Below are 25,218 nucleotides of genomic sequence, written 5' to 3' on the forward strand. Positions count from 1 at the left end.
ACTATCTCGTTTCCCGTCCCGCTGCCGGATGCTTCAGCAAGTCCGCAGGTTCTACCTCCAGCACCGTTGCCAGCGCCTCCACCATATCGAGAGTTGCATTGCGGCGCCCAGCTTCTGCCCCGCTGAGATAGGCTCGAGCGCATCCGGCAAGATGAGCCAGTTGCTCTTGAGACAACCCGCGTTTGCGACGCAGTCGCTGCAGGTTCAGACCAAATGCATTACGAAGGTTCATCGCGGGAACTTGCCGAACGTGCATTGAGCGGGGATGGCAACAAATAGTTCGCCGGCAATATTCTCCAGCAGCCACGACATACGGCTTCCGGGCAGCTTCAAATGCCCCCTCGGCGAATGTTCCATTCAACAAGACAGCCCACCACGTGGAAGTTGGATGGCAGTGGGTAAGTGGAACAGTTCCTACCGAGCGGAGCACAGCCTGAGGCTTGCCCGCTATCAGTGGGGCTGATTTAGCTTGTCGCTACTGGCTGCGGAACTTCGGCCAGCAACCTCCTCGACCACTCGAACCTGGTCCACTCCCATTCGTCACGCGGCTCGATTGCAACAAGGGTTTCGGGTTCGCGAACGGGTGCACACGGCCAACCTGGGAGCGCTGCCAACCATTTGTCGTCATAGACCGTGTTGGCATGACGATGCCCTTCGTCGGGCATGATGACCGCGACGACTGAAGTCGGGTTGGTTCGGCCTATCCAATCGCCGACGAGAGCCGCAGCTCCGCTCGTCGGCCCCATGAAAATCCCTTGGTTGCGAAAGAGCGAATGGACGGAATGATAGGCGGCATAGGCACCAACCCAGTGTACTTCGTCGACCAGATGATGCCGGACATTTGCCGGAAGGACGCTATTGCCTAGCCCGCGCAGCATTCGCTTGCCCAAGGGCTGCCCGAAAAGCACGCTACGATGGGTGTCGACAGCGGCAATCTTCAGATGCGGATAAACCTGGCGCAGGAAAGTGCCGGTCCCGCACAGCGAGCCGCCGGTGCCAATGCAACCGACAAGCCAATCAACCTGGCCCATCGAACGAACGAACAGTTCGGCGAGGCGGGCATAGGATTGCCAGTTACCCGGACTGTCGTACTGGCGTGTCCAGAAAGTGTGCGGCTCATTCTCCATAACCGCCCTGAGATGCGCCAATCTTCCAGTCTGGTTCCCGTCGCCCCGCTCGTCCGCAAGTGCGACGACCTTTGCACCCAATCGTTCCAGCCTTTCCTGATAAGCTTGGTCGATCAAGGTGGCCGCGGTCACCAAAGTGAGATGGAATCCACGCGCTGCAGCTAGGAGGGCTACGGCCATACCGAACGTGCCCGAGGTTGTCTCGACAATGTGGGCGCCGGCCTTCAGCTCTCCCGACTTCTCGGCCTGATCGAGGATGAAGCGAGCTGGCATCAGCTTCATCAAGGGGAACGCCGCCGCAACGACGTTTGGGCCGAGCCGAGCAAGACGCGGTGTTTCCAGCGCCCTGAAATAGTCCACGTCAAAGGACATGAGTGCCCTCCTCCACGTTGATTGGGAAGATGCCGATGTCCTGGAATCCGCGGTTCTCCAATGCTGAGATGATCGTATGAATACTCTCGCGACTGGCTGATTGGGCATCGAGCATAAGCCCGAAAAGGGATCCGCTATGCGCCACCTGGATCCCGCAAGCATGATGGTGAGCTGCGATATCGACGACGACGTCGAAATATGGCTTGGGGAGGTGTCGCTGGCTGATACGAGCGCTCATTGTCGCCGCCTGACCAAGCAAGTGTGCATCCTGGTAGCGCACACACCGTCCAACCATTCCTCGAAGAACGCGGAAGAGCTGGATTTCCTCGGGGCTGTACCGTGCCGGAACCAGTTCGAGCGTATCGACCCCAGCAGTAGCGTCTCCCTTGAAACCTACGAGGACGAATGGCGGCAACGAACCGCCGAAGTGCTCGAGCACTACCCCTTCCCGTTGCGCGAATAGCAACGCCTCAGTTTCAAACGCGATCGCATCTGAAGCGACTTCCGCGGCGACCGCCAACCGACTGCTCGTCGAAGGCAGAAATCTCGCGCCCAGGGCGGCTGCCACCGCTCGCGTTGAAGCAACGACATCAGCGGTGGACGAACCATAGCCATGCCCCACCGGAATATCGCTCTCGATCTTGAGACGCCCACCCAGGGATGGATATCCAAGATGCGCCAACGCCAGTTGCGCAGCACGTAACGCCTTTTCCCGGCTCGGCGGCTCGACGCCGAGCTTGCCGCTCCCATCGAGCACAATCCACGCAGTGGACCGAAGACTATCAATTGGAAGGGTTACGAGACCACGGTGCAAGCGCCCACGATCGTCCTCAAATACGCCCTGAAGGAGCTCGCCGTGATGGCCGAATGCACAACCCTTTGCCGGCTTTGCCAGCATGGTAGGTTCTGGATCGTTGGCTACAACGGGCATGGCCCCACCTCCGAACGACTTGGTGCGTTGGAATGATGGGGCTATGGTTTCGGCGCGTCACTTCCTGGAAACTGGTATTGACCTCACACTTGCGGCCGTTTGAGCTAGCCGAAGTGACAGACGTAGCCCCAAACGGCTCGGCCGCTCAGGCGGGGCCCGAACTGCTCTGGGCTTCAATCCAGTCACCCAGCTAGCCAAGCGACTGAAAGCCGTTATCCCAGCGAGGTTCGGACCATCGTCCTTTGGCAATCAGCGCTCTGACGTGGATGAAATAGGACTCGGGGCTAAGGGGCACCTTTCGTCGGTGCCGCCGACTGTTGCAGAGCCAACATGCCGCCACGACATTGTCACTCGTATCTTTGCCGCCATCGCATCGTGCGAGAAGGTGCTCCGCCGTGCATCTGCTGGAACCAGTCCCATCGGCTGGTGACATGAGGCGCCTACAATACCAGCAGTGACCGTCTTGCCGGTTGTAAGCGTCGTCGCGCAGTTTTCTGAGTTTCGGCATGCCAACTTCCAAGATCGATGATGATCCAGAAAGTTGCCGCGACCTGCATAGGCGCCCCTGCACTCGGCCGCTAAGAACGGGCAACGGACGGGGCATTGACCCGACCCTGATGTGTGCAAAAGGATGATAATCCGGTTTTACAATCGCCTCAAGAACAGCCAGGGGAGATCGGGAGTTCGACAAAGCGCCCCATCTTGGTCATTGCCCTGCCGGTAGGCGGAGCCCAGAAGCCGACACGGGCGAGCCAGGGCACATTGGCACCTTTGCATCCCAAGGCGGGCATGAACTTCTTAGGTTGGGGCGGCGCGGACTTTCCAAGTGCTAGGTTGTTAAGGTGCTATCGAAAGCGCTCGGCGGGGATGTGATGCGCTGGGTGAAGCCAATACTCGACCTCGGGTAGTTGCCCTGCGCCCCCGATCGCTGCCTCAAGCACCTGTGGAATGCCCCCGTAGAATAGAAGGATTGCTCGCTCATAGCCCGCACGATCCCTAAACTGCGATAGAGTCAGAAGGTCTTTTTCAATGCCCTCGCGGCGCGCATTACCTGGCTTGACCTCAATCACGCAATGGTTGCCATCCATGTGGCCGGGAGTGTGCACTAGGAGGTCGGGCGCGGCGACGCGTGCCTGAATGCGCCCCCACTGAGGATGCGCTCGCTTATCGACTTCGCCGTTAAGGGAAAACCGAGCGTCTCGTGGCCAGACCGATCTCATCTGATGATATAGTTCGTAACAGTAGACGCGCTCCCGAAAGACTGGGTCGCCTCCATCCACAGGCAACTGGAAATAGATGACATCAATAGCTGCCGTGGCTTCCCGAATGATGCGGTCTAGTTGTTCCATTTTTCTCCCGACAGTGTGATCGATGTTCGCCTTTCCTTATGAGGCGAGCAACTCCATAGCCACAAATGGCAAGTCGTATAACAACGCCCCCTTGATCGGCTTTTGACGCCAGCCTACATGTTATTGATACGCGGTAATTCGCCGTGGGGCACTATCCATTCTGCTTCGTTTGTCGCGGCGCGCCCGGTCCGGCTTTAGCCGATCCGGGTTGTCGAACGACATGCGCCTTCCGGCGCGAGCACCGGTGGTCGCGCTCATCACGGGGTCTGCAGGATGAGGGCACGATGGTTACGATTACCAAGGAAGCCGAGGGCTACCTCGAGGCGCTGGCGGACGAGCTCACGATCTCACCCACCAGATATGAGCAGGCGGTCGCTCGGTACGAGTCTCTAGGCAAGTGGCTGCATCGCGACGCTTCGAAGGTGAAACAGTACGACCCGCAGGTCTACTCGCAGGGTTCGTTCCGGCTGGGCACGGTCATCAAGCCCGAGGACGAAAACGGCCAGTATGACATCGACTCGGTTTGCGAGTTGACCGCCCTGACGAAGGAACAGTTGACCCAGTATACACTTAAGGAACTGCTTCGGGTCGAGATCGAGGCGTATCGCACGGCACAGGCGATGGTGAAGCCGCTCGGCGAAGGCCGTCGTTGCTGGACTCTGGAATATGCCGACGGTGCCCAATTCCACATGGATATCGTGCCGGCGCTCCCAAATGGCACGTCCACGCGGTTGTTGCTGGAGTCTCGCGGCCTAGACGCGCAGTGGGCCGGCACGGCGATCGCCATCACGGACAACAAGCACCCTCTGTTCTATCAGCCCACCACCGAATGGCCCCGTTCCAACCCGAAGGGCTATGCCAACTGGTTCCGTTCGCGGATGGCTGTGGCTTTCTCGCGCAAGCGCCGCAAGCTTGCTGAAGCGGCCCAAGCCAGCGTTGAGAGCATTCCCGAATACCGGGTTGTCACCCCGCTGCAACAGGCGATCATGATCCTGAAACGGCATCGCGATCAGATGTTCGCGGAACGCAAGGATGTCAAACCGATCTCGGTGATCCTCACGACCCTGTCCGCCCACGCATACGAAGGCGAGGAAACAATCGGCCAAGCCCTCGTTTCGATCCTGACCAACATGCACCGCTTCGTCGGCTTCGATGGCGTCCGGTCCTACATACCTAACCCGTCTGACCCGCTCGAGAACTTCGCCGACAAGTGGGCCGATCATCCGGAACGCCGGGCGGCGTTCTTCGAATGGCTGGAGGCAGCCAGGCGAGACTTCTTCTATGCAGCGCAGGTGACCAGTCGTCAGGTGATCACCGACTCCGTTGCTCCCCGCATCGGTCGTGGCCTTGCCGAGAGGGCCAGGGATCGTGCGGCACCAAAGCCGGCTTCATCGCTCCTGCGTCCCGCTACGGTAGCATCCGCCGCGGCGGCTGCACCAACCTTCCCTGCGGAGGCGCGCGTTCCGGGCAAACCGGCAGGGTTCGGCGGCAGATGATCTGGTGGGTTTCGGATCCGGGCCGGGGCCTGTCGGAGCGGCTTGCGATCGCTCGGCTCGAGCAGTCTGCCGACTGGCTTCAGAACGTACGGTGGCGCCTCGACGGCCTGAAGTTGCTCCTGGATCTCGAGATTGTCGAAGCCGAATCCAGGTGGCGTCTCGTGATGCACTACCCGGACTTCTTCCCTTCTATCCCGCCGTTGGTGTTCAACGCGGACGGCGAACGTCTATCCGGACATCAATATGGTCTATCAGGCGAACTTTGCCTGGAGTATCGACCCGACAACTGGGAGCTTAGTTGGACTGGCGCGATGATGATCGAAAGCGCGCATCGGCTACTCGTTGGGGAGAGCGCGGAGCTGGCGAGCCACGGTGTTCAGTCGGCTCATGCCGTATCCGAAGGCCAGCGTCTTCGCGGGAACTATCTCAGGCTGGTCATGCCCGAGGAACCATTGCGACTGATCCAGGCGATGGCTGACGGCCACGCGGAGCCGATCGAGGTCGAAGAACACTATTATGGCGAAGCCGCGGTTGCCCATCTGACCGCCCTGGGTGGGGACAGTGATCGGATATGGCATCGGAGCAAGCCGGTCTCGACTGCATCCAACTACAAGGGCACCGCCATTCGTGTTCCACGGGGTCTAAAATTTCCGGGACCGGCCACCGAAAAGACCCTGGAGATTGCCCTCAAGTCTGCGGGCATCACCACCGAATATCCGGCGTGGCCGCCTGCAACCTACCTGCTGGTAGATGACACGAACGCGTGGTTGGCGATGGTCCACCGCAAGGCGGACGGTGGCGTTCAGGATTACGGCTACGCCACGTTTGTTATCGATGCCGACCAACAGCGACTGCCCACCACGAACGCGGCGCTGGCCGACAAACGGATCGCGCTGATCGGATGCGGGTCACTCGGATCGAGGACAGCGGCAATGCTTGTGCGATCGGGTGCCCGGAAGCTCGAACTGTTCGACGACGACATTCTCTCTCCCGGTAACCTGGTGAGGAACGAGTTGGATTGGCGTGGTGTCGGGGCGCACAAGGCCAAGGCACTGCGGGCGCGGCTGCTCGAAATTGCCCCCGACGCGAAGATCACGGTGCAGATAGTGAACCTTGGTGGCCAGGAGAGTTCTGAGTGGACCGCCACCGCGCTGGAGACGCTTTCCAACTGTGACCTGATCATTGACGCTACGGCGGACGCGACTGTTTTCGGCCTCGCTGCTGCCGCCGCGAGATTCAAGGGCCGCCCAATGGTATGGGGCGAGGTGTTCGGAGGAGGGATCGGCGGAATCGTTGCGCGGTCCCGACCCGGTCGCGACCCGGCTCCCGACGTGGCGCGCCGCCAAATCTTGACGTGGTGCGACGGCAAGGGCGTCGAGTGGGAGATGCCCTCTCGACAGGTGGAGTACGGCATCCTGCGGGCAGATCAGGCCCCGTTGATCGCAGACGACGCCGACGTTTCCGTGATTGCCGGTCACCTAGCGCGTCTCGCGATCGACACGCTTCGCGACGGAGGGAGCCAGTTCCCCGCTCCGGCGTATGCAGTCGGCCTCGGTGAAGGCTGGATATTCTCTGCCCCATTCGATACGCACCCCATCACCTATACCGGTACGGAAGGCTGGGACGCGGGCTCGTCGCCCGACGAGGTGAAGCTGAAAGAGCTCGTAACCCTCCTCTTCCCCGAACAGGCCCAAAATGCAGATCGCCCTGCCTAGCTCTGTCCGCAAGAAGATTTGCAGGGAACTGTCGTTATCAGGGCGTCGGGAAACCGGGGGCTTGCTGCTTGCCGAGCAACTAGACGACGAAGGGCGATTTCGGGTCGTGGACGTCACGGTAGACCCGAGGGGCGGCGAGAGCGCGTACTTCGAGCGCCGCCCGGAACTGCACACCCAGGCACTGGAAGCCTTCTTCGAGAAGAATGGCAACGACTTCGGTCGTTTCAACTACTTGGGGGAATGGCATTCCCATCCAAGCTTTCCGGTGAGCCCCAGCACGACCGACATCAGGACCATGCAAGCGATGGTCGAGGACGCCGGAAACATCGACTTCTCGGTCTTGATGATCGTTCGGCTGCGGATGTTCGTGATGCTGCAGGTCGGAACGTACCTGTTCATGCGCGGCCAGGGCCCGCAACGCGTCGAGATGATCGACGACCCGATGTCACGACCGAAAAGAAGATTCATCTGAAGGCGTCGCCTTCGGTGCGGCAATTGGAGGGGCGACATGTCCAAGACTGCTATTCCACCAAAAGTTGCAAACGCGCTTTGGGCAAAGGCTGGGGGGCGGTGTCAGTTTCGTGGATGCAACAAGCTCCTGATCGGTGACCTGATCGCCGGCAAGCGTACGGGCAAGTTCGGTTATATCGCCCACATCGTCGCCGACGAGGCTGGAGGTCCCAGGGGTGATCGCGTGAGATCGCCCCTGCTAGCGCAAGACATCGACAACCTGATGCTGATGTGCCCCGTCCACCATAAGGCGATCGATGTGGACTATCTGGCCGACTACCCCGAGGACGTCCTCCTGGCTATGAAAGCGGAGCATGAGGACCGCATCGAGATCGTCACCGACATGGATGTCGACCGTGTCTCCCATGTCGTCAGGTTCGCGGCGACTATCGGCCAGCGTGACTCCTTGGTGACAACCCGATCGATCTTCAGCGCCATGCCTCCGGATCACCATCCCGCCGAAGGCCGGACAATCGACATCGAGTTGATCGGGTCGGAGCGCAAGGATCACGAAGAAGTCTACTGGACCGAGCAGAACGAGAATCTGGAGCGCCTTTTCGCGCGCAAAATCAACGAACGCATCGAGCAGCGGGAGATTCGCCAACTCAGCGTCTTCGCGTTGGCGCCGCAGCCGTTGCTCATCCGTCTCGGGACGCTTCTTGGCGACATAGTGCCGGTCTCGGTGCATCAAAAGCACCGCGAACCAGACACCTGGAAATGGTTGCCCGACCAGCCGCGAATTGCCTACGAAGTCAACGAGTATGGCGGCAGGAAGGACGTGCCGGTCGCGTTGAAGCTTGCCCTGAGCGCCACGGTGAATGACGGCCGCATTACCTCGGTATTGGGCGAAAATACTGCCATCTGGTCAATCACCTGCGACCAGCCCGGCAATGACATCATGCGGCGAAAAGACGACCTCGCCGCCTATAAGCATTTGCTGCGCGCCCTCTTCAACCGGATCAAGGCTTATCATGGGGAAGGCGTGTTGTTGCATGTCTTCCCGGCAGTGCCGGCGTCCGTAGCGGTGGAGACGGGGCGAGTATGGATGCCGAAAGCGGACCTCGCGATGAAACTCTACGACCAGAACCGAACTGCGCAGGCTTTCGTCCCGACGATCACGATCGGCTAATAAACAGCGGCAGGGGAGCCCTCGCCCCCCGCTATTAAAAGCCCTTCAGAGGGGCGGAATTGGTTATCTGCCACCTGATCTCCTCAACGAACCGCCAGCGAAGAGCACCCCAAGTGTGCCGAGTGTCCCAGGGTTTGTGCGGTCGTCGCCGAAGACAGCACTGTCCTCTCTGCAGGCTTCGGCGGTGAAGTTGGCAGGGCACACGCGGAAACTAACGTCTTCATTTGATAGTTGATGGCCACATAGTGGACATTCCGCTTGCGGCCCCAGACCAGCCGTTCACCGCTCGATCGCGAGGCGTACGCAATAGCTGGACGGCAAACAGCAGAGCTAAGCCAATCCTTGAGCGGGCATCGGCAGACTGATAGCATTTGCGCGCGGAGGCAGTCTGTCCGCAGGCCGGCGCAACTTTGGAAGACTCAGCCGGGAGGCGCCGGCCAAGTTGTAGCGCCGCATGCGCAATCAGCTTCGAACGCTCAATGCACCTAAGATCGCGGCTAGCTCAGGTGCCATCGAGCCGATTTCGCTAACATGGATGCCTGACAAGCTTTCCAGCTTTTTTTCGCTCTCATCAGTGAGGGTGAGCAGGACCCTTCGGCCGTCGTGAGGATCTTGGCTTCGTAGAACCAGTCCGGCTTCTTCCAGGCGCTTGGCCAGCTCGGCGGCGCTGTGGTGTTTTACCAACAGCCTTGTCGCCAGATCTCCCACGGATAATCCTTGCTCGCTGCCAATCCCCTTGATGGTCAGCAGTGCTTGATGCTGTTGCGCCGTTAGACCCGCTTCGATGGCAGCCGCCTCGCTGAATGCGAGAAACTTCCGGATAGCATAGCGAAAATCCGCAAGGCCTCGGTAATCGACGCCGCCCATGACGGGTACGTCGTTACCTGTGTTCTTTAGCTCGGTTTTTTTGATCACGGTCATTTCAGTTTCCAAATTTATATCGTATTGCGATATAAATTTCTCAAGCCCTTCGAGCGACCAATGCCTACATCGACCCCGAACAGGACTCCAGTCTACGAGCGCAAATCTGACGGCCCATTGTTTCCGAGACAAAAGCCGAGGCTAGGTGACTTCACAGCCGACAGCAGGGTGTTGTTGTTGATGGCAATCGCCATTTTGGTCGGGATTGCGTCCGTCGGCACCGCTTGGGTGCTCCTTAGACTGATCACGCTTTGTACGAACATTGCCTATTTCGGCCGCGTCTCGCTCGAGGAGTTGCCGATTACCGACTCTCCTTGGGGGGTATGGGTGGTTATCGTCCCAGTCGTGGGCTGCCTTATCATTGGATTGATGGCGCGGTTCGGATCGGAAAAAATCAGAGGCCACGGGATTCCGGAGGCGATCGAAGCGATCCTAATAGGACGGAGCCGTATCAGCGCGAAGGTGGCCATCTTGAAACCCCTGTCTTCCGCGATCTCGATCGGGTCAGGTGGCCCGTTTGGCGCCGAAGGCCCGATCATCATGACGGGAGGCGCGGTTGGCTCCCTCATAGCGCAAATGGTCCATTTGAGCTCCGGCGAGCGTAAGGCACTGCTCGTTGCGGGTGCGGCTTCGGGAATGACCGCAATATTTGGCACGCCTCTCGCGGCAGTGTTGCTTGCTATCGAGCTGCTGCTGTTTGAATGGAAGCCCAGAAGCTTTCTTCCGGTGGTCGTTGCCGTTGTAGTGGCGGCTGCCTGCCGCACGCTACTGCTCGATCCGGCGCCCCTCTTTGCATATGCAGGTCAAATGGGGGCTTCGCCCATCAACTTCCTGTCATGGGCAGCGATAGGGGTGATCGCCGGGCTGGGCTCGGGAGTGTTGACCGCCATGGTATATGGTTCGGAAGACCTGTTTCAAAAACTGCCCATTCATTGGATGTGGTGGCCGATGATCGGCGGCCTGGTGGTGGGACTTGGAGGGTTGATCGAACCAGCAGCGCTTGGCGTGGGGTACGACAACATCCGCCATCTCCTGGCAGGCGACCTTGGTTTCACCGGCGCATTGCTTCTCTTGGTCGTCAAGGCGATCATTTGGGCGGTGGCGCTTGGGTCCGGCACTTCAGGAGGTGTACTCGCTCCACTTCTGATCTTTGGAGGTGCGATAGGTGCGCTGTTGACACCGATATTGCCGAGTGCAGATCCGGGTTTCTGGTCGCTTCTGGGCATGGCAGCGATGATGGGTGGCACCATGCGCTCACCACTCACGGCAACGCTTTTTGCTGTGGAACTTACCGGAGACCAGCACGCGCTGCTGCCGCTTTTGGTCGCTTGCGCAATCGCCTATGCAACCACGGTGCTTCTTCTCAAGCGGTCCATCCTGACCGAAAAGATTGCGCGCCGGGGCCTGCACATCACGCGCGAGTACCAGGTGGATCCCTTCGAGCAAACTTGGGTGCGCGATATCATGGTCCATAAACCGGACGCGTTGGATGCTTCCTGGACCGTCGGGCAAACCGTCGACCACTTCATGAACCTGGAGCACCGTCACAAGAGCTATCCTGTTATCACATCTGATCAGGTTGTGGTTGGCATGGTCTCACGCGGTGACGTGCTTGGATGGATGACAAACGGCGACGCGGGGGTAGAAGGAGGGGTGCTTTCGGAATTTGTAGGCTCGGATGTGGTTTCCGCGAGTCCGGACGAACTCGTCAGCCACCTGGCCGACCGCATGTCGGCCAATGGGGTTGGCAGAGTCCCGGTCATTGATGGCGACGGCCGACTGATTGGCCTGGTGGCGCGCAAGGATCTTCTTGCGGCTCGGGCCAGACGCATGGCTGAAGAACGGGATCATGCGCGGCTTCTGGGGCGAAACGCCCTCGATTAAAGGGGCACTTTGGCTGTCCAATCGGAAGCCTGAGGGTACAATTCCGGTCGCTCGATCAAGATGCTCGTTCGCCTGTTCGCTGGCACTTCACGATCCATGCTAAAGACGTCGTTGGTCGAATTGACGGTACAGAATTAGCGCCTCCAAACCCAAAAGTGCGGGCGCACCCTTTCGTGAATTCTCATTGATTGGCTCGACCCTTACCCAGCAGTTCATTTTAGTGCTGACTAACTTTGCTTTGGGGCATTCAGGCAATGGCGGGGAGTACAGCCAATGAAATATCGCGAGGTGCAGGAGCAGCTAAGGCTAGTCGGCATCATGATCAGCAAGAGAGGCGACAGCATTCGGGTCAATCATTTTTCCGGAGCCCCCGAAACGGCATACGTTACATCAGATTTGCAAGAGGCACTTCGGGCCGGCCTCACCATGGCCAGACCCAAACATTTGCCCGCGAACTGGTGCGCGCAACGCCACGCATGAATAATCGATGGTCAAGGATGAAGACTTCCTGACGCAAGGCTCCATATGGACCATTCGTCGGAGGTGATCACCCCGGTTCCCGCTGCGCGGCGCTATGCTGAACCTCCTTAGGTCACCTTGTTAACCGAGCGAATGGCCGCGAATTTGCTTCGACCACCTCCCGGCATTGCCGTCCTGGCAGACGGTCCGGGGTCTTCGCTTTATACGCTGCTTCTTATGGGGCGTTGTGAAACGGGCGTATCCGGCCGTTTGGCCGTCCAGTCACGGGCGCATTAGTGCCATCCAGCAACGCTGTTCACATTAGCCAGCGGTTTACTACCGGCCGCGCCGCCTAGAACCAGGACGGCCGGCTTAGACGTGCTCCAGCTGAACCTTACCCGCTCGAGCATTGTAATAATTCTCTGGACTCGATTTAGGCAATTGAACGGCAACCTCATGACACATTTGTGTTTCGCTGCTGACAAAAGTCCGCTACCGAAAAGGCATGGGGGCTTATCCGCCGGAGGGAATGTGATGACTGAAGTATTGCTAAAGCCCAATAATCAGCTGATTGAGCTCACTGCCGATATCGTCGCAGCCTATGTTTCGAACAATCCCGTCCCGGCAGGAGAACTGCCTGGCTTGATTGCCCAAATCCATTCCAGCATCAGCACTCTTGGCGCGCCGGCAGCGCTGGTAGAAGTGCCATTGACGCCGCGGACATCGATCAAGAAGTCCGTCACGCCCGACTACCTGATCAGCCTCGAGGACGGCAAGCAGTACAAGACGCTGAAGCGTCACCTCACCATTCGCGGTCTGACGCCTGACCAGTATCGCGCCAAGTGGGGGCTGGCGGCGGATTATCCAATGGTTGCGCCTAGCTATTCGGCCCATCGATCACAAATGGCCAAGAGCTTTGGTCTTGGCCGCAAGCCTGCTGAAAAGAAACCGGCAAAGCGGGCTGGACGCAAGACGAAGGCGTAGCTGCGTCTCCCACGTACTCGGGTCCTCTCAGGATGCAGCACCACAGCCAGGTCGCTCGTTGATTATCTAGGCGCAAGGCCGGAAATCGCGCCTGTTTGTCAGCGCCTAGCTTCCGATAGTTCCGGTTCGAGTACAGATGTAGGGGAAATCACCCGAACGATGCTCGGCCAGGATTGGCGGGGCTGAAAGCCTAGGCATTCGCAAGTTGCGCGAAATGTCGCCCCAGACACGCTTGCGTTGGTTGACCTTGCGTTAGCTATATCTAATTTGCGGGCAGGCTCCTGCCGCCCCCCAAGGCAACACATGAGCTTAGCGCCAGCTGTGGCTAACCCCCACCCCGCCCGGCCGCAGTTGGCGTGCCCTCCAACCTTCGTTCACTACGTGCGATAGCTATGGATGAGGCGGACGCCAACACCGCCACCGTTTTCTGCAATGAATTCTACACCTGCTTGCTCCAGAGCTCGCTGAAGTGCGTCACAAGTTACTTTGTTTGCCTTAAGCGGCCCGGAGATCGGCTCGAGCCGTTTTATCGTCGGAACCGATACTTTCGACTTCTCTGACAAAGTCTTTTGATCCCAACGCAACAAGGCCCTTGCGGCACGTACATGTTCGCTCGTCAGAACCAAGGTGCCGGACGTCTTGTCTTCATCCATGCGGGTTGACTATACTTTTGGCATCATATAGTACTTCTGGCATCATAATTCCGCTTGTGCCGGAGGGGACCACAGGTCATCTGTGAGCCTTTTGGTAGGTGGTGATGCGGTTGAACAAGGTGCGCTAACACCCTGTTCAACCTGACCAAACCCAAGCTGGTTGGAGCTCGGATCATGGCTGATTCCGACAATACCACAGCTTTGCCTTTCGTCATCCAAAGGGGACGAAGGAAGAGCTGTGCTGTGGATGACGATGGGGTAGTTGGCGGTTTTGTACATGCTGCGCGTTTGCGTGCACCGCTCGATCCGTGTGTTGTTCTTTTTCAGGAGTGGGAGCAGGCGCACCACATGGCGGTGGTTTTGTGCCGGCTTCAGCAGCGCCTCGAGATAAGGATCAGGAACGCCCTGGCTTCTCCTAAGCCCGATGAAGGACCTGAAACGGACGACCAGAGGATGCAGCAAGCATCGGTGCTGGCCGCTCGTCAGGCACGTTGGGACGAGCTCGATGTGGAGGTCGGTTACTCACGAGCCCGTGCTGCCGAGGCGCAAGCTGTTGAGGCCGAAGAAGAAATCCTCGACGCTGTTGCCACCACTCCCGCTCAGTCATTTGCCGGAGTGATCGCCAAACTGAAGATTATCGTCGGCGGTGGCGAGAACATGGGGGATATGTCGGCCTTCCCTTGGCCGCAAATCCAGTCGGTCTTGGCGGACCTCAAAGCATTGGGCGGCGGCTTGGACACTGAGGCCAATGACCTTCACCCATCCGTGTCCGACAGCAAGACGACCATCAAAAGCCATCCACGGTGAAGCTGAACGCAGGGCCTTTGCAGGATCGCAGGAGGCGAGACTGCAATGCCACGCGGCCGCGCACCAGCGCGCCTGCATCGGCGGGAGGCACATTTTACAACAATGGGAGAGAGAGAATGACCTTCAGAAGTTCTGTACGCCTGCGGCTTGCCCTCATGTGGGGCGCATTGCTTGCGCTGATCTTCGTCATGCCTGGCGGCACGGCCTTTGCCGAGACGACGAAAGAGCGTGTCCTGCGCGAAGGCAAGATCGTCATCGGCATCCACAACCGGACGCCATGGGGTTTTCGCGATGAAGCCACAGGTGAGGCCAAGGGATGGCATCCGGACCTGTTGCGGGCTGCCTTTTCCGAACTCGGCGTCAAGGAGCTCGACATCAGGGTCACCGAGTTCGGCGCCCTGATCCCTGGGCTGCTCGCCGGCCGCTTCGATGCTGTTGCATCAGGTCTTTCCATCACCCCGGAGCGCTGCCGGCAGGTCGCCTTCGGAGCACCCGATCTGAAGGTGCGTGACTCAGCCATTGTGCTCGCCGGTAATCCAAAACAGATCCATGGCTTCGAAGATATCGTCAGTCAGAAGATCATCATGGGTGCCGGCCGCGGCAGTGTGTCGGTCAGGAATGCGACTGCAGCCGGCGTGCCGGAAAGCAACATGCTGCTGTTCCCCGACATTGAAGCGAACATCTCGGCCCTGCGCTCGGGCCGCATCGATGTGACAGTGCTGTCGTCTCCCACCGCAATAGGGCTGTTTGCGAGTGGGAAGCTTCAGGGCCTGGAGAGTGCCACCCCCTTCGTGACGACAGACGAACAGGCCACATATGCCGCTGTCGCCTTTCGCAGCGAAGACGAGGACCTGCGAGCGTTGTGGGATGAGAGGCTTGTTGCCCTGACGAAGGACGGTACGGTCACCAAGGTCATGGCCAGATATGGCTTTGGCGAGACCGAGATCGTGCCCGATACCGTCACCGTCGAGAAGCTCTGTGGTGGTGGCACGTCCGGTGCCGGCAAATGAGCATCCTCGAGATCTGACTCGGTATCCTTCAGGGATTTCGCGTCACCGCTCTGGTGACGCTCTACGGCCTTGTCTTTGCCATTCCCTTCGGACTCATCTTCGGCGTTGCCCAATACATGTCCACCGGCCCGGTGCGGTTCGTGGTAACGTCGGTCATCGAGTTCTGGCGCAGCTCCGCCGTCATCATCCTGCTCTTTGTGTTCTATTATGCGCTGCCTATCGCCGGACTGGCACTGTCGGCGATGACAGTCAGTGCCATGGTGCTCGGGCTCAACATTGGCGGTTATGCCAGCCAGGCCGTCAGAGCCGGCCTGCAGGCGCTGGACCGTGGCCAGAAAGAAGCTGGCCACGCGCTTGGACTGTCGCGCGCCACCATCCTGTTGCGCATCGAACTGCCGCAGGCGCTGGTGGCGATGAGCCCGACCTTCATCAACCAGCTCATCCAGCTGGTGAAGGCGACATCGCTTGTCTCACTAGTCACGCTCACCGACATGACCTTCCGCGCCAAGGAGATCTCGCAGATCGAGTACGACCCCGTACCGATCTACAGCTCGCTGCTGCTCGCCTACTTCATCGTCTGCTATCCGGTCGCCCTGTTCGGGCGCTGGGTCGAGCGACGGATCAATCCGGCAAGGGAGGCGCGTCGTGCAGTTTGATATAGCCTTTGCGCTTTCGACCGTGCCAACCATCCTTGGTGCCATCAGCATGACGCTGCTGGTGGCAGCCGTCAGCTGCGTTGGAGCCTCCGCAGTCGGCTTCGGCTTCGAGCTCATCCGCCGCTCCGGAGGCTGGGGCGGCCTGTTCGTACGCTTCGTGATCGACTTCATCCGGGCAACGCCGGTTCTGGTCTGGCTCTACTGCCTGTATTTCATCTTGCCGTTCTACGGCATTCGCCTTGGTGCGCTTGCCACAGGCATGATCGGGCTCAGCCTCTATTACAGCGGCTATCTCGCGGAGGTGTTCAAGGCGGGCATCGATGCCATTCCCAATGGCCAGGCGGAGGCCGCAAGGGCACTGGGTCTCGGCAGGATCGATATGACCATCTTTGTCATCGCACCGCAGATGTTGCGCAACATTGCTGCACCCATGGGCAACTACTTCGTCTCGATCCTCAAGGCGACGCCTTATCTGGCGGTGCTTGCGGTGCCGGAGATGTTGGGCCGTGCCTTCGACATCGCATCCGAGACCTATCGCTATGCCGAGCCACTGACGGTCGCCGGCCTCATCTTCCTCGGTCTCGCACTCCTCATTTCGTTGGCCATCAAACGGCTCGAGATCAGGCTGCTTGGGCCGACAATGAGATAGCCGAGCGACCGGTAGCCCGATGGCCGATGACGTCCTCACAAAACCAGACACCTAGCTCGCTGCTTTCAAGCGAACTGTAGAGAGACCCCATGACCCAGACAGACGACAAACCTGCCGTCCAGATCTCCTCGCTCAATAAGTGGTATGGCACCTTCCATGTGTTGAAGGAGGTCAACCTCACCATTCCAAGCGGATCCCGCTTTGTGATCTGTGGACCCTCCGGTTCGGGCAAGTCCACCCTGATCCGCTGCCTGAACGGGCTTGAAGCCTACCAGCAGGGAACAGTGACGCTGGGCACGACCCGGCTGGGCGATAATGCCAGGGAGACAGCACTCGCCCGCAGGCAGACCGGCATGGTGTTCCAGAGCTTCAACCTGTTTCCGCATCTGACGGTATTGTCGAACTGCACGCTCGCCATTCGCCGTGTCCTTCGCATGCCGCGCAACGAAGCCGAGAGCCTGGCGCGGCATTTCCTGGAAAAGGTCCGCATTCCCGAACAAGCCGGCAAGTACCCTGCGCAGCTGTCAGGCGGACAGCAGCAGCGGGTGGCGATTGCGCGTGCGCTCTGCATGAACCCGCGCCTGATGCTGTTTGACGAGCCAACCTCCGCGCTCGATCCCGAAATGGTCAAGGAGGTGCTCGACGTCATGACCGGACTGGCGCACGAGGGCATGACGATGATCTGTGTCACCCATGAGATGGGTTTTGCCCGCGAGGTTGCCGATCAGGTCGTGTTCATGGATCAGGGCAGCATTGTCGAACAAGCTTCGCCAGTGGCGTTCTTTTCGACACCCAACCATCCCCGCGCCCGGTCCTTCCTCAACACCCTGTTGCACTGACATGGAGATGGCGCCGGCGGGCGAGACGCGCATCTGGACAACTGTTGACTTCGACCAGGACGGCAAGCAGCACGATTGGCTGCGATTGCCGTTCTCGACGGACCAGTCCGCCTATGGCGTCATTCCAATCCCGATCACCTGCATCAGAAATGGCGAGGGCCCGACCGCACTGCTGATTGCCGGCAATCATGGCGACGAATATGAGGGCCAGGTTGTTTTGAGCAAGCTGGCTCGGCAGGTCGAACCCCGCGACGTGCGCGGCCGTATCCTCATTTTGCCTGCGCTCAATTATCCCGCCGTCGTTGCGGGGCGACGCCTCTCCCCTCTCGACGAAGGCAATCTCAACCGGCTGTTCCCGGGCGAGGCGAACGGCACCCCAACCCAGATGATCGCCCACTATGTCAGCTCGGTTCTGCTGTCGATGGCCGACATCGTCGTTGACCTGCACTCAGGCGGAAGATCCCTATCATATCTTTCCTGCTGCCTGATACGCGCTGGCAAAACCGGGGCCGAGACCGCAAGGCTCATGGAACTCATGAAAGTCTTCGGCGCCCCGATCGGATCCATCAGCGACGGCACCGGTGGCGGTGGGGCAACCACTCTTTCTGCAGTTGCCCAAGCTCTTGGCGTGCCAACCCTCACAACCGAACTTGGTGGTGGCGGCACCTTCTCAAGCGCGGGTGAGGCTGTGGCGAGCCAAGGCCTCTACCGCATCTTCAAGCATATGGGCATTTTGCCCAATGCCGAAACCAAATCGCCGCCGCCTGTTCGGTTGATGCAGGTCACCGGGAGGGGGGCGTTCACATATGCCCCCATTCACGGCATCTTCGAACCTGCTGTCGAACTCGGCGACTCTGTCGAAGCTGGCCAATCCGCAGGCTTCCTTTTTCCGCTCGAAGGCCCCCACAGAGCGCCTGAAGAAATCCGTTTCGCGCAGTCCGGCCTCGTCGCCTGCCGCCGTGCACCGGCCCTCGCCGCTCCCGGTGACTGCCTGTTCAAGCTTGTGACCGACGTCGGGGCTAATTGAGTGGCAGCACATGACAAAGCCTCAAGAGGTCGGGCGCCGACCTCATTCGACAGCCTGAGGTAGGCGCACAGCCCATCAATCACTTCCGGTCAATCCCGGTTTTCCGGGATTCTCTCTGCTTTTCCACTGCATTACGGGGATGGTCCGCAAATCGCAGGAGGATGCATGAAGCCGGATTCGTCTGAGTGGCGCAGCTCGCAGGCCTACGACTTCATAAGCAACGTCACTCCTGATGCCCTCGCCTGGGAATTCCTCCGCCGCAATCCAACCTACCAGCGCGAATTCGCAGACATGCAGCAAATCAACCCCGCGCCGAATTCCATGTCCCCGAACGAACTGCGGTCGCAGTGGGGGCTTCGATTTTCCAGCAAATCCTGATCGCCCGGCAACCAAGCAGCCGGTTTACTGGACACCCGAGGTCGATCCGGGTGTTATCCTGCTCATCAACACGCCGCCGCTGCTGGCAGACGACGCGGACATCGTCGCCACTTTGCCGCCGGCGGCTTCAAAGCGTGACGAGCTCGGTGAACACCTGCGTACCCTCTCGACAGCAAATAGCTGCCAGATCGCGCTGCTTTACGGCACCGACCCTGCGCAACCCCTGGCTGCGATAGTACCCCTCGACGCAAAGGTATCCGAACGACTGTCATCCCTGGACAGATTCATCAGATCGTCCAAGGGAAGCAGAGTGCCTGATAAACGCCTGACGTCATCGCAACGCACTCGCCTCGGCCATATGCTTCGCGCTCTCGACGGCCGCATCGAAGGGGCTTCCCATTTCGACATAGCGCACGCCCTGTTCGGTCCCCGCTTCATCGTCGCTGAGGAATGGCAAGATTCGCCATTTCGTTACACAACGCTGCGCCTCATACGCGATGGCTACAGAATGATTGAAGGCGGCTACCGCAAGCTCCTGCGGTTCCGGCGGCGCGACGCCTGAATGCCGGTGCCAAAGCCGGCGGCAATATGCCTGTCCGTGCGAAATAGGCTCCATCCATTTCGCACCTGAACAACGCCGGAGCCCTTCTCCATCATCGCCCTTGTCCGCCGCTTTATCCCTGCGGCTCTCACAAACGCGATGGAGATATCCCGATGAACGGTCGAAACGCCGGCTTGCCACCGCGCTTTCTGCGCACCAAGGAAGCGGCTACGTTTCTGAGCCTGTCGGCCAGGACGCTCGAAAAGCACCGCACCTACGGAACCGGTCCTGGCTATCGCAAGCTCGGCGGCCGGGTCGTCTATGCCATCGACGATCTCCAGGCCTGGGCCAATCGCGGAGCCATGACCTCGACATCCGACCCGCGAGGTACCGTGCTTCCGGCCAAACGCCATTCCCTTATGGCTGTAGCACATGCCGACCGCTTGGCCCGCTGATCGCTCGGCTCTTCCCCTTGTCGGCGCGAACTTGCCTACCTTCAGAGCGCGGACAGCTTGATCTGTTCCATGCGCTCCCCGGCGACTTCGCTCCTCGCGATGCACAGGATCTCATGGCCTATCCATTCTTTTCCCTCGCAAAATCCAGACGCACGGCACCCATCGATTTTAAAGCCGGTGGCGTAACCATCCGGGTTGAAGCCGTACCGGATCACGGCATGGCAACGATCTGGGACGCAGACATCCTCATCTGGGCCGCCAGCCAGATCGTCAACGCCCGCGATGCCGGACTGCGGACCTCACGACTGATGGCTACGACGCCCTACGAAATCCTGACCTTTACGGGGCGCGGTGTCAGCTCACGTGACTATCAGCGCCTGAAAGCCGCGCTTGATCGTCTCCAGTCTACCACGATCGCGACCTCCATCCGTCAGCCAGCCGAGGGCCGGCGCCATCGCTTCTCCTGGCTGAATGAATGGCAAGAGCGGACCGACCGGGATGGACGCCCAGTCGGCGTCGAACTGATCCTGCCGGATTGGTTCTATCGCGCCGTCCTCGACGACGCGCTCGTGCTCACCATCGACCGGGCCTATTTCGATCTGACCGGGGGCCTCGAGCGTTGGCTGTACCGCATCGTGCGCAAGCATGGCGGACACCAGCAATTCGGCTGGAGATTCGACTTCGCCCATCTGCACCACAAGTCCGGCAGCCTCTCACCGCTCAAGCACTTCGCATACGACCTGCGCGACATTGCCCGACGACAACCGCTGCCTGGCTACCGCCTCGGCATCGAACTCCAGGTCGACGGACCGGATGTCCTCACCTTCGTCGCCACCAATCCTGCCGCCTCACCGCGCCCGGCTCGGAAATCATCAGCGCGCTTCGGGGATAAGCTGTGAATACGCTCGTGCTATTGGGGACTGCCCCTATCGTGCCATCGGGGACCCGATCCTCGTGCTATCAGGGACTGGAACTGACGATTCCTCGCCGTCTTTCAGTGCCTTGCGGTCGGCGTAACGTCACTAACCCAGATTCTTTCAGAATCTTTCTAACGCTCCCCTGCTGTCGCAAGGATGAGGACGACCACTCCACGCTGGTGGAGGGCGCGTCATGAACGTCGCGCTCCTCACCCATGTCGAGCTGACCTTTGTCGAGAAGAAGATCGAGTACTGGATCCGCTTCGGTCAGGCAGCACACGAACAACGTATAGATCGCCGCCGTCGCCTCCTCTTTTTCCAGCCCGGCACGATCTTCGCCTTCGTCCGTTGGGCTTCCAATGACTTCGGCACAGTGATCTCAAGGATCGATATTGTTCGGGCGGTCGCACGCGGCGAAGCCTATCAGACGCTGCCATTCGTGCGTCCAGGCGGCGACATCCTGCTCAAGGTCGATAGCTGGCCCAAGGTCGAGCGCGTGCTTCAGGCGATAGATGCAATTGAACGTCTGGGCATCGATCCCGAAGCCGTATCGCCCGATCACTGGCGACACATTCATAACCGAATGACAGCGGGCCTAGAGCCGCGGTCGTACACGCTCGAGCAGCATCGGGGCTTCCTTCAACGCTTGAGGGTGAAGCCATGAGCCGTTTCGGTATCCTCCTCACGACCGCACTCGCGACGGCAAGCGTCGGCTATCCGGCGCTCGCGCCGATGCCAATCAGGCTGATCTGGAACGTCTCGGCCAGCGCACCGATCGGCCTCTACGCCCTCGATTTCAATAGCTCCCTCGAAGTCACGGATCTAGTCGCCGTCGATGCGCCGGAGCCTCTCGCGACCTTCCTCGCCGCGCGTGGCTATCTGCCGAAAGGCCTGCCGCTACTCAAGCGTGTTCGCGCGGTCTCCGGGCAAACCGTCTGCCGCACAAACGTCCTCATCACCGTCGACGGCATCGAGGCTGGAACCGCGCTTGAGCACGATCGTGCGGGCCGTCCACTGCCGGCCTGGCGCGGATGCCTGAGCATCTCCAGCGGCGAAATCTTCCTCATGAACTGGGAGGTCCGCGACAGCCTGGACGGCCGCTACTTCGGCCCGACTTCCCTCGACCGCATCATCGGCCGCGCCATCCCTCTTTGGACCGACGAGGAAGGTGACGGCCGCTTCGAATGGCGCGCGTCAACGCGGTGAGCGCGCCAGCGGCGGCTTACGTTTCGCCGCCACTCCCACCACCGCCAAACCAGCAAGGAAGTTATCCATGCCACAGATCGGACAGTTCATGCGCGAAGGAGGCAGCTTCTCAGGCCGCATCCACACATTCACGCTCGACCTCGAACTCACCATCGTTCCGAGCGAGCCAGGCGACGGTGACAACACACCCGACTATCGCGTGCTGCGCGGCACCGATGACGGACCGGAGATCGGCGCAGGCTGGACACGCGCCAGCGAGAAGGCAGGGGAGTATGTCTCGTTGCAGTTCGACGACCCGACCTTCCACGAACCGATCCGCGCACGCCTTTTCCGGAATAGTGACGACGCAACCGCATGGTCGTTGCACTGGAGCCGTCCACGCGACCGCAGCGAGACGGCTTGAGTCATGCCCTGCCGCAACGTTTCAATCGCTTCTCGGCTGCGCCCAACGCGCAGCCGATCGGTCGCCGGACAGCGACATCCGGTTCGCCGGTTCGCGCTTCGTCTTCTTTCCGGCCTCCTTTTGTCAGCCTGCTCGGTCGGCCCGTGCATCGCCCAAGCCAACGCGGTACCCACTGATCCTTACGCCGCCCACATCGCCGAAGCTTCTCGACGCTTCGCAGTTCCGGCTGCTTGGATACACGCCGTCTTAGGCAAGGAAAGCGCAGGCGACGAGCGCGCCGTGTCCCGCGCCGGCGCGCTTGGCCTGATGCAGATCATGCCTGGTACCTGGGACGAGCTACGCGCCCGATGGCTTCTCGGACAGGACCCGTTCGATCCGGGCGACAACATCCTGGCGGGCGCCGCCTATCTGCGTGAGATGCACGATCGCTTCGGATCGCCAGGTTTCCTCGCCGCATATAATGCGGGCCCGGCACGCTACGAAGCCTATCTCACCGGACACCCTTTACCGGCCGAAACCCTCGCCTATGTCGAAACACTTTCCCCTCTGATCGACAGCGGTTCACTCACCGAGCGGGCGTCGACGCCGATGGCATCTGGTGGTGCGGCAACGCTGCCGTGGCCCAGCTCGCCGCTTTTCGTTCGAGCCGCCGCCGGCACTGAGCCGACGCCGTTCGACCGCGAGAATAGTGCAGCCGCGGAGAGCTCCGTTATGCCCGATGCCATTGCCATCAAGTCGCGCTCGAACGGCCTCTTCGCCGCGCGCACGGGGATGAGGGACCCGTTTTGACTGTCGTCGCAGAATGGCGGTGTGTGGCGGGCATCCGGCAGCGCGGGGCAAGTTACGGCGTTGGTGCTGGAGAAACGACAGAGGACGGCGAGATAAAAGCGCATGCCCGAAACGCGTTAAGCCATTGGCATGGCTTGCGTTTTCCGGTGCATGCCGGCCGGTCGCGGGCATGCTGCCCGAGTTGTTCCAATGTTTTCAATGCTTCGAGATGCACGACCAGCCTCCGGTCACAACAGCGGGCACAGTCATGAGCGAGGGTGACCGCGACTTCCGCATCCAGCCAGGCCGCATTCGTTCGACGAAGGCGCCGAGGACCAAGAGCTTCGTCAATCAGGTCCTCACCGTGGCCAAGCGCGCCGGCCACATCTCCGGCGGCGCCCCTTTGGGCAAGGCGGGAAACCGGCTCGGCCGCTCGACCTTCGGACGCGGGCGCAATGTCTTCGGACGCTCCCGCATCTTCTCCTCGCATCGCCGCGTCGTCATCAAGGCGCGTATCGCCCGCCATCAGGGGCGGGCATTCCGTTCAGCACCGCTCTCCGCCCATGTCTCGTATCTCAAGCGCGAGGGCGTCAGCCGAGATGGAGAGAAGGGCGTGATGTTCGACGCCAACACCGATCGTGCCGACGATCTCGCTTTCGCCAATCGCTGCAAGGACGACCGGCATCATTTCCGCTTCATCGTCTCGCCGGAGGACGCAGCAGAGATGACCGACCTCAAGGCCTTCACCCGAGATCTAGCGCGCCAGATGGAAGCCGATCTTGGTACGCGCCTCGACTGGATCGCCGTCGACCACTGGAATACGGACAACCCGCATGTGCATCTGCTCGTGCGCGGCGTCGACGAGTTCGGCGCCGACCTCGTCGTCTCTCGCGACTATATCAGCCGCGGTCTTCGCTCCCGCGCCGACGATCTCGTCGACGTCGAGCTCGGCCCGAAGCCGGAACACGAAATCCAAAGCTCGCTTGAAAAGGAAATCACCGCCGAGCGTTGGACGCGGATCGACCGGGAGATCCAGCGCACAGCCGATGAGACCGGCTATGTCGATCTCAGGCCAGACCGATCCGCAACAGTTGATCCGGAGCTCCGGCGCCTCATGGTCGGCCGGCTCCAGCATATCGAGAAGTTAGGGCTCGCCATCCAGGGCAATTCTGGAGAATGGGTCGTTGGTCTCGAAGCCGAACGCACTCTGCGCGATCTCGGCATGCGCGGTGATATCATCAAGACGATGCACCGCGCCTTCACGGAGCGCGGCCAGGATCGCGGCGTTGGCGATTATGCGGTCGACGGCAGAACCTCCGGCTCGCCGATCATTGGTCGCCTTGTCGATCGCGGCCTTCACGACGAGCTGACCGGCGAGGCTTACGTCGTCATCGATGGGGTCGACGGACGCGCCCACCATGTCCGCTTCCGGGGCGTCGAAGCGTTTGATCAGGCTCCTGCAAATGGCGGCATCGCCGAAGTCCGTCACCTCAGTGGCACGGACGACCAACGCCCGACATTGGTACTTGCGATGCGATCCGATCTCGACCTTCAAGCGCAGATCACAGCACCTGGCGCCACCTGGATCGATCATCGGCTTGTCGAGCGCGATGCCATGTCGCTGTCGCAGACCGGGTTTGGCCGCGAGGTACGCGACGCCATGCAGGCCCGTGCCGATCATCTCGCCGATCAGGGCCTCGCCCGGCGCGAGGGCCAGCGCATCATCATGCAATCCGATCTCCTCGCCACCCTTCGACGCCGCGAGCTCGAGGCCGTCGGCGAGAAGCTCTCGGCCGAGACCGGTCTGCCGCATGTGAAAACGATAGCCGGCCAGCACGTCGAGGGCGTCGTGCGCCAGCGCCTTGCCCTCTCTTCCGGCCGCTTCGCCATGATTGATAGCGGTCTCGGCTTCCAGCTCGTGCCCTGGTCGCGCGACCTCGATCGCAAGCTCGGTCAGCGTGTCGCCGGCATAACCAAAGTCAGCGGCGGCATAGAACTGTCGGTCGGACGCAAGCGCGACCTGTGCCTCTGA

29 protein-coding genes are annotated in these 25,218 nt (G+C 60.3%); 22 read left to right on the forward strand and 7 right to left on the reverse strand.

The window, feature by feature from the left end:
• Window position 1: 1 nt before the first annotated feature.
• The 5 genes from NDO48_RS22520 to NDO48_RS22535 all read right to left on the reverse strand — a co-directional run bounded on the left by NDO48_RS22520 (window position 2) and on the right by NDO48_RS22535 (window position 3,779).
• Complete coding sequence (locus NDO48_RS22520; RefSeq protein ID WP_323848125.1) at window positions 2-256, reverse strand: helix-turn-helix transcriptional regulator; 255 nt, start codon at window positions 254-256, stop codon at window positions 2-4.
• A gap of 208 nt (window positions 257-464) precedes the next feature.
• A complete protein-coding gene (locus NDO48_RS22525; protein WP_267322384.1) occupies window positions 465-1,499 on the reverse strand; it encodes a PLP-dependent cysteine synthase family protein in 1,035 nt (344 codons plus the stop codon).
• Window positions 1,489-2,430, reverse strand: coding sequence for a kinase (locus tag NDO48_RS22530; RefSeq protein ID WP_267322385.1), 942 nt, complete (start codon window positions 2,428-2,430; stop codon window positions 1,489-1,491). The genes NDO48_RS22525 and NDO48_RS22530 overlap by 11 nt, the downstream gene beginning before the upstream one ends.
• Before the next feature lie 190 nt (window positions 2,431-2,620).
• A complete protein-coding gene (locus NDO48_RS30575) occupies window positions 2,621-3,034 on the reverse strand; it encodes an HNH endonuclease (protein ID WP_371818591.1) in 414 nt (137 codons plus the stop codon).
• A 241-nt stretch (window positions 3,035-3,275) separates the two neighbouring features.
• Window positions 3,276-3,779 (reverse strand): methionyl-tRNA formyltransferase-like protein, encoded by a 504-nt coding sequence (locus tag NDO48_RS22535; RefSeq protein ID WP_154385384.1) that lies wholly within the window; start codon window positions 3,777-3,779, stop codon window positions 3,276-3,278.
• 284 nt (window positions 3,780-4,063) lie between these two features.
• Here NDO48_RS22535 and NDO48_RS22540 point away from each other — a divergent pair, with 284 nt between their 5' ends.
• From NDO48_RS22540 to NDO48_RS22555, 4 genes are read left to right on the forward strand one after another with little or no spacing between them, the layout of a single operon-like run.
• Window positions 4,064-5,275, forward strand: coding sequence for a nucleotidyltransferase (locus tag NDO48_RS22540; protein ID WP_154385383.1), 1,212 nt, complete (start codon window positions 4,064-4,066; stop codon window positions 5,273-5,275).
• The gene (locus tag NDO48_RS22545) at window positions 5,272-6,990 is read left to right on the forward strand and encodes a ThiF family adenylyltransferase (RefSeq protein WP_154385382.1); all 1,719 of its coding nucleotides are present in this window, start codon (window positions 5,272-5,274) and stop codon (window positions 6,988-6,990) included. Before NDO48_RS22540 ends, NDO48_RS22545 begins: the two co-directional genes overlap by 4 nt.
• Entirely contained in the window at window positions 6,971-7,462 is a 492-nt protein-coding gene (locus tag NDO48_RS22550) for a Mov34/MPN/PAD-1 family protein (protein WP_154385381.1), read from the forward strand. Before NDO48_RS22545 ends, NDO48_RS22550 begins: the two co-directional genes overlap by 20 nt.
• 36 nt (window positions 7,463-7,498) lie before the next feature.
• The gene (locus NDO48_RS22555) at window positions 7,499-8,629 is read left to right on the forward strand and encodes an SAVED domain-containing protein (protein WP_154385380.1); all 1,131 of its coding nucleotides are present in this window, start codon (window positions 7,499-7,501) and stop codon (window positions 8,627-8,629) included.
• A 462-nt stretch (window positions 8,630-9,091) separates the two neighbouring features.
• Here the strand turns inward: NDO48_RS22555 and NDO48_RS22560 are convergent, their stop codons facing one another.
• Window positions 9,092-9,550, reverse strand: a complete 459-nt coding sequence (locus tag NDO48_RS22560; protein ID WP_246670779.1) for a MarR family winged helix-turn-helix transcriptional regulator — start codon at window positions 9,548-9,550, stop codon at window positions 9,092-9,094.
• Window positions 9,551-9,610: 60 nt separating this feature from the next.
• On the opposite strand from NDO48_RS22560, the gene NDO48_RS22565 reads away from it, so the two are divergent.
• The 3 genes from NDO48_RS22565 (at window position 9,611) to NDO48_RS22575 (ending at window position 12,877) form a co-directional block, all read left to right on the forward strand.
• Window positions 9,611-11,434 carry a chloride channel protein gene (locus NDO48_RS22565; RefSeq protein WP_154385379.1) on the forward strand — a complete coding sequence of 608 codons (1,824 nt, stop codon included), beginning with the start codon at window positions 9,611-9,613 and terminating at the stop codon, window positions 11,432-11,434.
• A gap of 273 nt (window positions 11,435-11,707) precedes the next feature.
• The gene (locus NDO48_RS22570) at window positions 11,708-11,914 is read left to right on the forward strand and encodes a hypothetical protein (protein WP_154385378.1); all 207 of its coding nucleotides are present in this window, start codon (window positions 11,708-11,710) and stop codon (window positions 11,912-11,914) included.
• Between the two features lie 513 nt (window positions 11,915-12,427).
• Window positions 12,428-12,877 (forward strand): MucR family transcriptional regulator, encoded by a 450-nt coding sequence (locus NDO48_RS22575; protein ID WP_154385377.1) that lies wholly within the window; start codon window positions 12,428-12,430, stop codon window positions 12,875-12,877.
• Window positions 12,878-13,254: 377 nt separating this feature from the next.
• Here the strand turns inward: NDO48_RS22575 and NDO48_RS22580 are convergent, their stop codons facing one another.
• Window positions 13,255-13,530, reverse strand: coding sequence for a transcriptional regulator (locus NDO48_RS22580; protein ID WP_154385376.1), 276 nt, complete (start codon window positions 13,528-13,530; stop codon window positions 13,255-13,257).
• 174 nt (window positions 13,531-13,704) lie between these two features.
• On the opposite strand from NDO48_RS22580, the gene NDO48_RS22585 reads away from it, so the two are divergent.
• From NDO48_RS22585 to NDO48_RS22655, 15 genes are all read left to right on the forward strand, one after another.
• Window positions 13,705-14,337, forward strand: a complete 633-nt coding sequence (locus NDO48_RS22585) for a hypothetical protein (RefSeq protein ID WP_154385375.1) — start codon at window positions 13,705-13,707, stop codon at window positions 14,335-14,337.
• Between the two features lie 116 nt (window positions 14,338-14,453).
• Entirely contained in the window at window positions 14,454-15,347 is an 894-nt protein-coding gene (gene ehuB, locus NDO48_RS22590; RefSeq protein ID WP_154385374.1) for an ectoine/hydroxyectoine ABC transporter substrate-binding protein EhuB, read from the forward strand.
• A 23-nt stretch (window positions 15,348-15,370) separates the two neighbouring features.
• Window positions 15,371-16,003: an amino acid ABC transporter permease gene (locus tag NDO48_RS22595; protein ID WP_267322416.1), complete on the forward strand. Its 633-nt coding sequence runs from the start codon at window positions 15,371-15,373 to the stop codon at window positions 16,001-16,003.
• On the forward strand, window positions 15,993-16,652 hold the full coding sequence (locus NDO48_RS22600) for an amino acid ABC transporter permease (RefSeq protein WP_267322386.1): 660 nt from the start codon (window positions 15,993-15,995) through the stop codon (window positions 16,650-16,652). The genes NDO48_RS22595 and NDO48_RS22600 overlap by 11 nt, the downstream gene beginning before the upstream one ends.
• A gap of 89 nt (window positions 16,653-16,741) precedes the next feature.
• Window positions 16,742-17,491, forward strand: a complete 750-nt coding sequence (locus tag NDO48_RS22605; protein ID WP_154385372.1) for an amino acid ABC transporter ATP-binding protein — start codon at window positions 16,742-16,744, stop codon at window positions 17,489-17,491.
• A 1-nt stretch (window position 17,492) separates the two neighbouring features.
• Window positions 17,493-18,518 (forward strand): succinylglutamate desuccinylase/aspartoacylase family protein, encoded by a 1,026-nt coding sequence (locus tag NDO48_RS22610; protein ID WP_154385371.1) that lies wholly within the window; start codon window positions 17,493-17,495, stop codon window positions 18,516-18,518.
• A gap of 165 nt (window positions 18,519-18,683) precedes the next feature.
• On the forward strand, window positions 18,684-18,896 hold the full coding sequence (locus tag NDO48_RS22615) for a transcriptional regulator domain-containing protein (RefSeq protein WP_246670777.1): 213 nt from the start codon (window positions 18,684-18,686) through the stop codon (window positions 18,894-18,896).
• 112 nt (window positions 18,897-19,008) lie between these two features.
• Entirely contained in the window at window positions 19,009-19,458 is a 450-nt protein-coding gene (locus NDO48_RS22620; protein ID WP_267322387.1) for a DUF2285 domain-containing protein, read from the forward strand.
• A gap of 152 nt (window positions 19,459-19,610) precedes the next feature.
• Window positions 19,611-19,892, forward strand: coding sequence for a helix-turn-helix transcriptional regulator (locus NDO48_RS22625; RefSeq protein WP_267322388.1), 282 nt, complete (start codon window positions 19,611-19,613; stop codon window positions 19,890-19,892).
• 113 nt (window positions 19,893-20,005) lie between these two features.
• Window positions 20,006-20,791, forward strand: a complete 786-nt coding sequence (locus NDO48_RS22630) for a replication initiator protein A (RefSeq protein ID WP_267322389.1) — start codon at window positions 20,006-20,008, stop codon at window positions 20,789-20,791.
• A gap of 211 nt (window positions 20,792-21,002) precedes the next feature.
• Window positions 21,003-21,473, forward strand: coding sequence for a DUF2840 domain-containing protein (locus tag NDO48_RS22635; RefSeq protein ID WP_263007969.1), 471 nt, complete (start codon window positions 21,003-21,005; stop codon window positions 21,471-21,473).
• The gene (locus NDO48_RS22640; RefSeq protein ID WP_267322390.1) at window positions 21,470-22,015 is read left to right on the forward strand and encodes a S26 family signal peptidase; all 546 of its coding nucleotides are present in this window, start codon (window positions 21,470-21,472) and stop codon (window positions 22,013-22,015) included. The genes NDO48_RS22635 and NDO48_RS22640 overlap by 4 nt, the downstream gene beginning before the upstream one ends.
• A gap of 67 nt (window positions 22,016-22,082) precedes the next feature.
• The gene (locus NDO48_RS22645; RefSeq protein WP_154385365.1) at window positions 22,083-22,418 is read left to right on the forward strand and encodes a DUF736 domain-containing protein; all 336 of its coding nucleotides are present in this window, start codon (window positions 22,083-22,085) and stop codon (window positions 22,416-22,418) included.
• Window positions 22,419-22,421: 3 nt separating this feature from the next.
• A complete protein-coding gene (locus NDO48_RS22650; RefSeq protein ID WP_267322391.1) occupies window positions 22,422-23,207 on the forward strand; it encodes a lytic transglycosylase domain-containing protein in 786 nt (261 codons plus the stop codon).
• A gap of 247 nt (window positions 23,208-23,454) precedes the next feature.
• Complete coding sequence (locus NDO48_RS22655) at window positions 23,455-25,218, forward strand: relaxase/mobilization nuclease domain-containing protein (RefSeq protein WP_267322392.1); 1,764 nt, start codon at window positions 23,455-23,457, stop codon at window positions 25,216-25,218.

The sequence above is a fragment of the Aminobacter sp. MET-1 genome (genome assembly GCF_026521175.1).
In the GTDB taxonomy this organism is placed as follows: Bacteria; Pseudomonadota; Alphaproteobacteria; order Rhizobiales; family Rhizobiaceae; genus Aminobacter.

What these genes read in the sequence shown, in the direction of transcription:
- NDO48_RS22520 (WP_323848125.1), bottom strand. Translation starts at nt 256, where the DNA reads ATGCACGTTCGGCAAGTTCCCGCGATGAACCTTCGTAATGCATTTGGT.
- NDO48_RS22525 (WP_267322384.1), bottom strand. Translation starts at nt 1,499, where the DNA reads ATGTCCTTTGACGTGGACTATTTCAGGGCGCTGGAAACACCGCGTCTT.
- NDO48_RS22530 (WP_267322385.1), bottom strand. Translation starts at nt 2,430, where the DNA reads ATGCCCGTTGTAGCCAACGATCCAGAACCTACCATGCTGGCAAAGCCG.
- NDO48_RS30575 (WP_371818591.1), bottom strand. Translation starts at nt 3,034, where the DNA reads ATGCCCCGTCCGTTGCCCGTTCTTAGCGGCCGAGTGCAGGGGCGCCTA.
- NDO48_RS22535 (WP_154385384.1), bottom strand. Translation starts at nt 3,779, where the DNA reads ATGGAACAACTAGACCGCATCATTCGGGAAGCCACGGCAGCTATTGAT.
- NDO48_RS22540 (WP_154385383.1), top strand. Translation starts at nt 4,064, where the DNA reads ATGGTTACGATTACCAAGGAAGCCGAGGGCTACCTCGAGGCGCTGGCG.
- NDO48_RS22545 (WP_154385382.1), top strand. Translation starts at nt 5,272, where the DNA reads ATGATCTGGTGGGTTTCGGATCCGGGCCGGGGCCTGTCGGAGCGGCTT.
- NDO48_RS22550 (WP_154385381.1), top strand. Translation starts at nt 6,971, where the DNA reads ATGCAGATCGCCCTGCCTAGCTCTGTCCGCAAGAAGATTTGCAGGGAA.
- NDO48_RS22555 (WP_154385380.1), top strand. Translation starts at nt 7,499, where the DNA reads ATGTCCAAGACTGCTATTCCACCAAAAGTTGCAAACGCGCTTTGGGCA.
- NDO48_RS22560 (WP_246670779.1), bottom strand. Translation starts at nt 9,550, where the DNA reads ATGACCGTGATCAAAAAAACCGAGCTAAAGAACACAGGTAACGACGTA.
- NDO48_RS22565 (WP_154385379.1), top strand. Translation starts at nt 9,611, where the DNA reads ATGCCTACATCGACCCCGAACAGGACTCCAGTCTACGAGCGCAAATCT.
- NDO48_RS22570 (WP_154385378.1), top strand. Translation starts at nt 11,708, where the DNA reads ATGAAATATCGCGAGGTGCAGGAGCAGCTAAGGCTAGTCGGCATCATG.
- NDO48_RS22575 (WP_154385377.1), top strand. Translation starts at nt 12,428, where the DNA reads ATGACTGAAGTATTGCTAAAGCCCAATAATCAGCTGATTGAGCTCACT.
- NDO48_RS22580 (WP_154385376.1), bottom strand. Translation starts at nt 13,530, where the DNA reads ATGGATGAAGACAAGACGTCCGGCACCTTGGTTCTGACGAGCGAACAT.
- NDO48_RS22585 (WP_154385375.1), top strand. Translation starts at nt 13,705, where the DNA reads ATGGCTGATTCCGACAATACCACAGCTTTGCCTTTCGTCATCCAAAGG.
- ehuB (WP_154385374.1), top strand. Translation starts at nt 14,454, where the DNA reads ATGACCTTCAGAAGTTCTGTACGCCTGCGGCTTGCCCTCATGTGGGGC.
- NDO48_RS22605 (WP_154385372.1), top strand. Translation starts at nt 16,742, where the DNA reads ATGACCCAGACAGACGACAAACCTGCCGTCCAGATCTCCTCGCTCAAT.
- NDO48_RS22610 (WP_154385371.1), top strand. Translation starts at nt 17,493, where the DNA reads ATGGAGATGGCGCCGGCGGGCGAGACGCGCATCTGGACAACTGTTGAC.
- NDO48_RS22615 (WP_246670777.1), top strand. Translation starts at nt 18,684, where the DNA reads ATGAAGCCGGATTCGTCTGAGTGGCGCAGCTCGCAGGCCTACGACTTC.
- NDO48_RS22625 (WP_267322388.1), top strand. Translation starts at nt 19,611, where the DNA reads ATGAACGGTCGAAACGCCGGCTTGCCACCGCGCTTTCTGCGCACCAAG.
- NDO48_RS22630 (WP_267322389.1), top strand. Translation starts at nt 20,006, where the DNA reads ATGGCCTATCCATTCTTTTCCCTCGCAAAATCCAGACGCACGGCACCC.
- NDO48_RS22635 (WP_263007969.1), top strand. Translation starts at nt 21,003, where the DNA reads ATGAACGTCGCGCTCCTCACCCATGTCGAGCTGACCTTTGTCGAGAAG.
- NDO48_RS22640 (WP_267322390.1), top strand. Translation starts at nt 21,470, where the DNA reads ATGAGCCGTTTCGGTATCCTCCTCACGACCGCACTCGCGACGGCAAGC.
- NDO48_RS22645 (WP_154385365.1), top strand. Translation starts at nt 22,083, where the DNA reads ATGCCACAGATCGGACAGTTCATGCGCGAAGGAGGCAGCTTCTCAGGC.
- NDO48_RS22650 (WP_267322391.1), top strand. Translation starts at nt 22,422, where the DNA reads ATGCCCTGCCGCAACGTTTCAATCGCTTCTCGGCTGCGCCCAACGCGC.
- NDO48_RS22655 (WP_267322392.1), top strand. Translation starts at nt 23,455, where the DNA reads ATGAGCGAGGGTGACCGCGACTTCCGCATCCAGCCAGGCCGCATTCGT.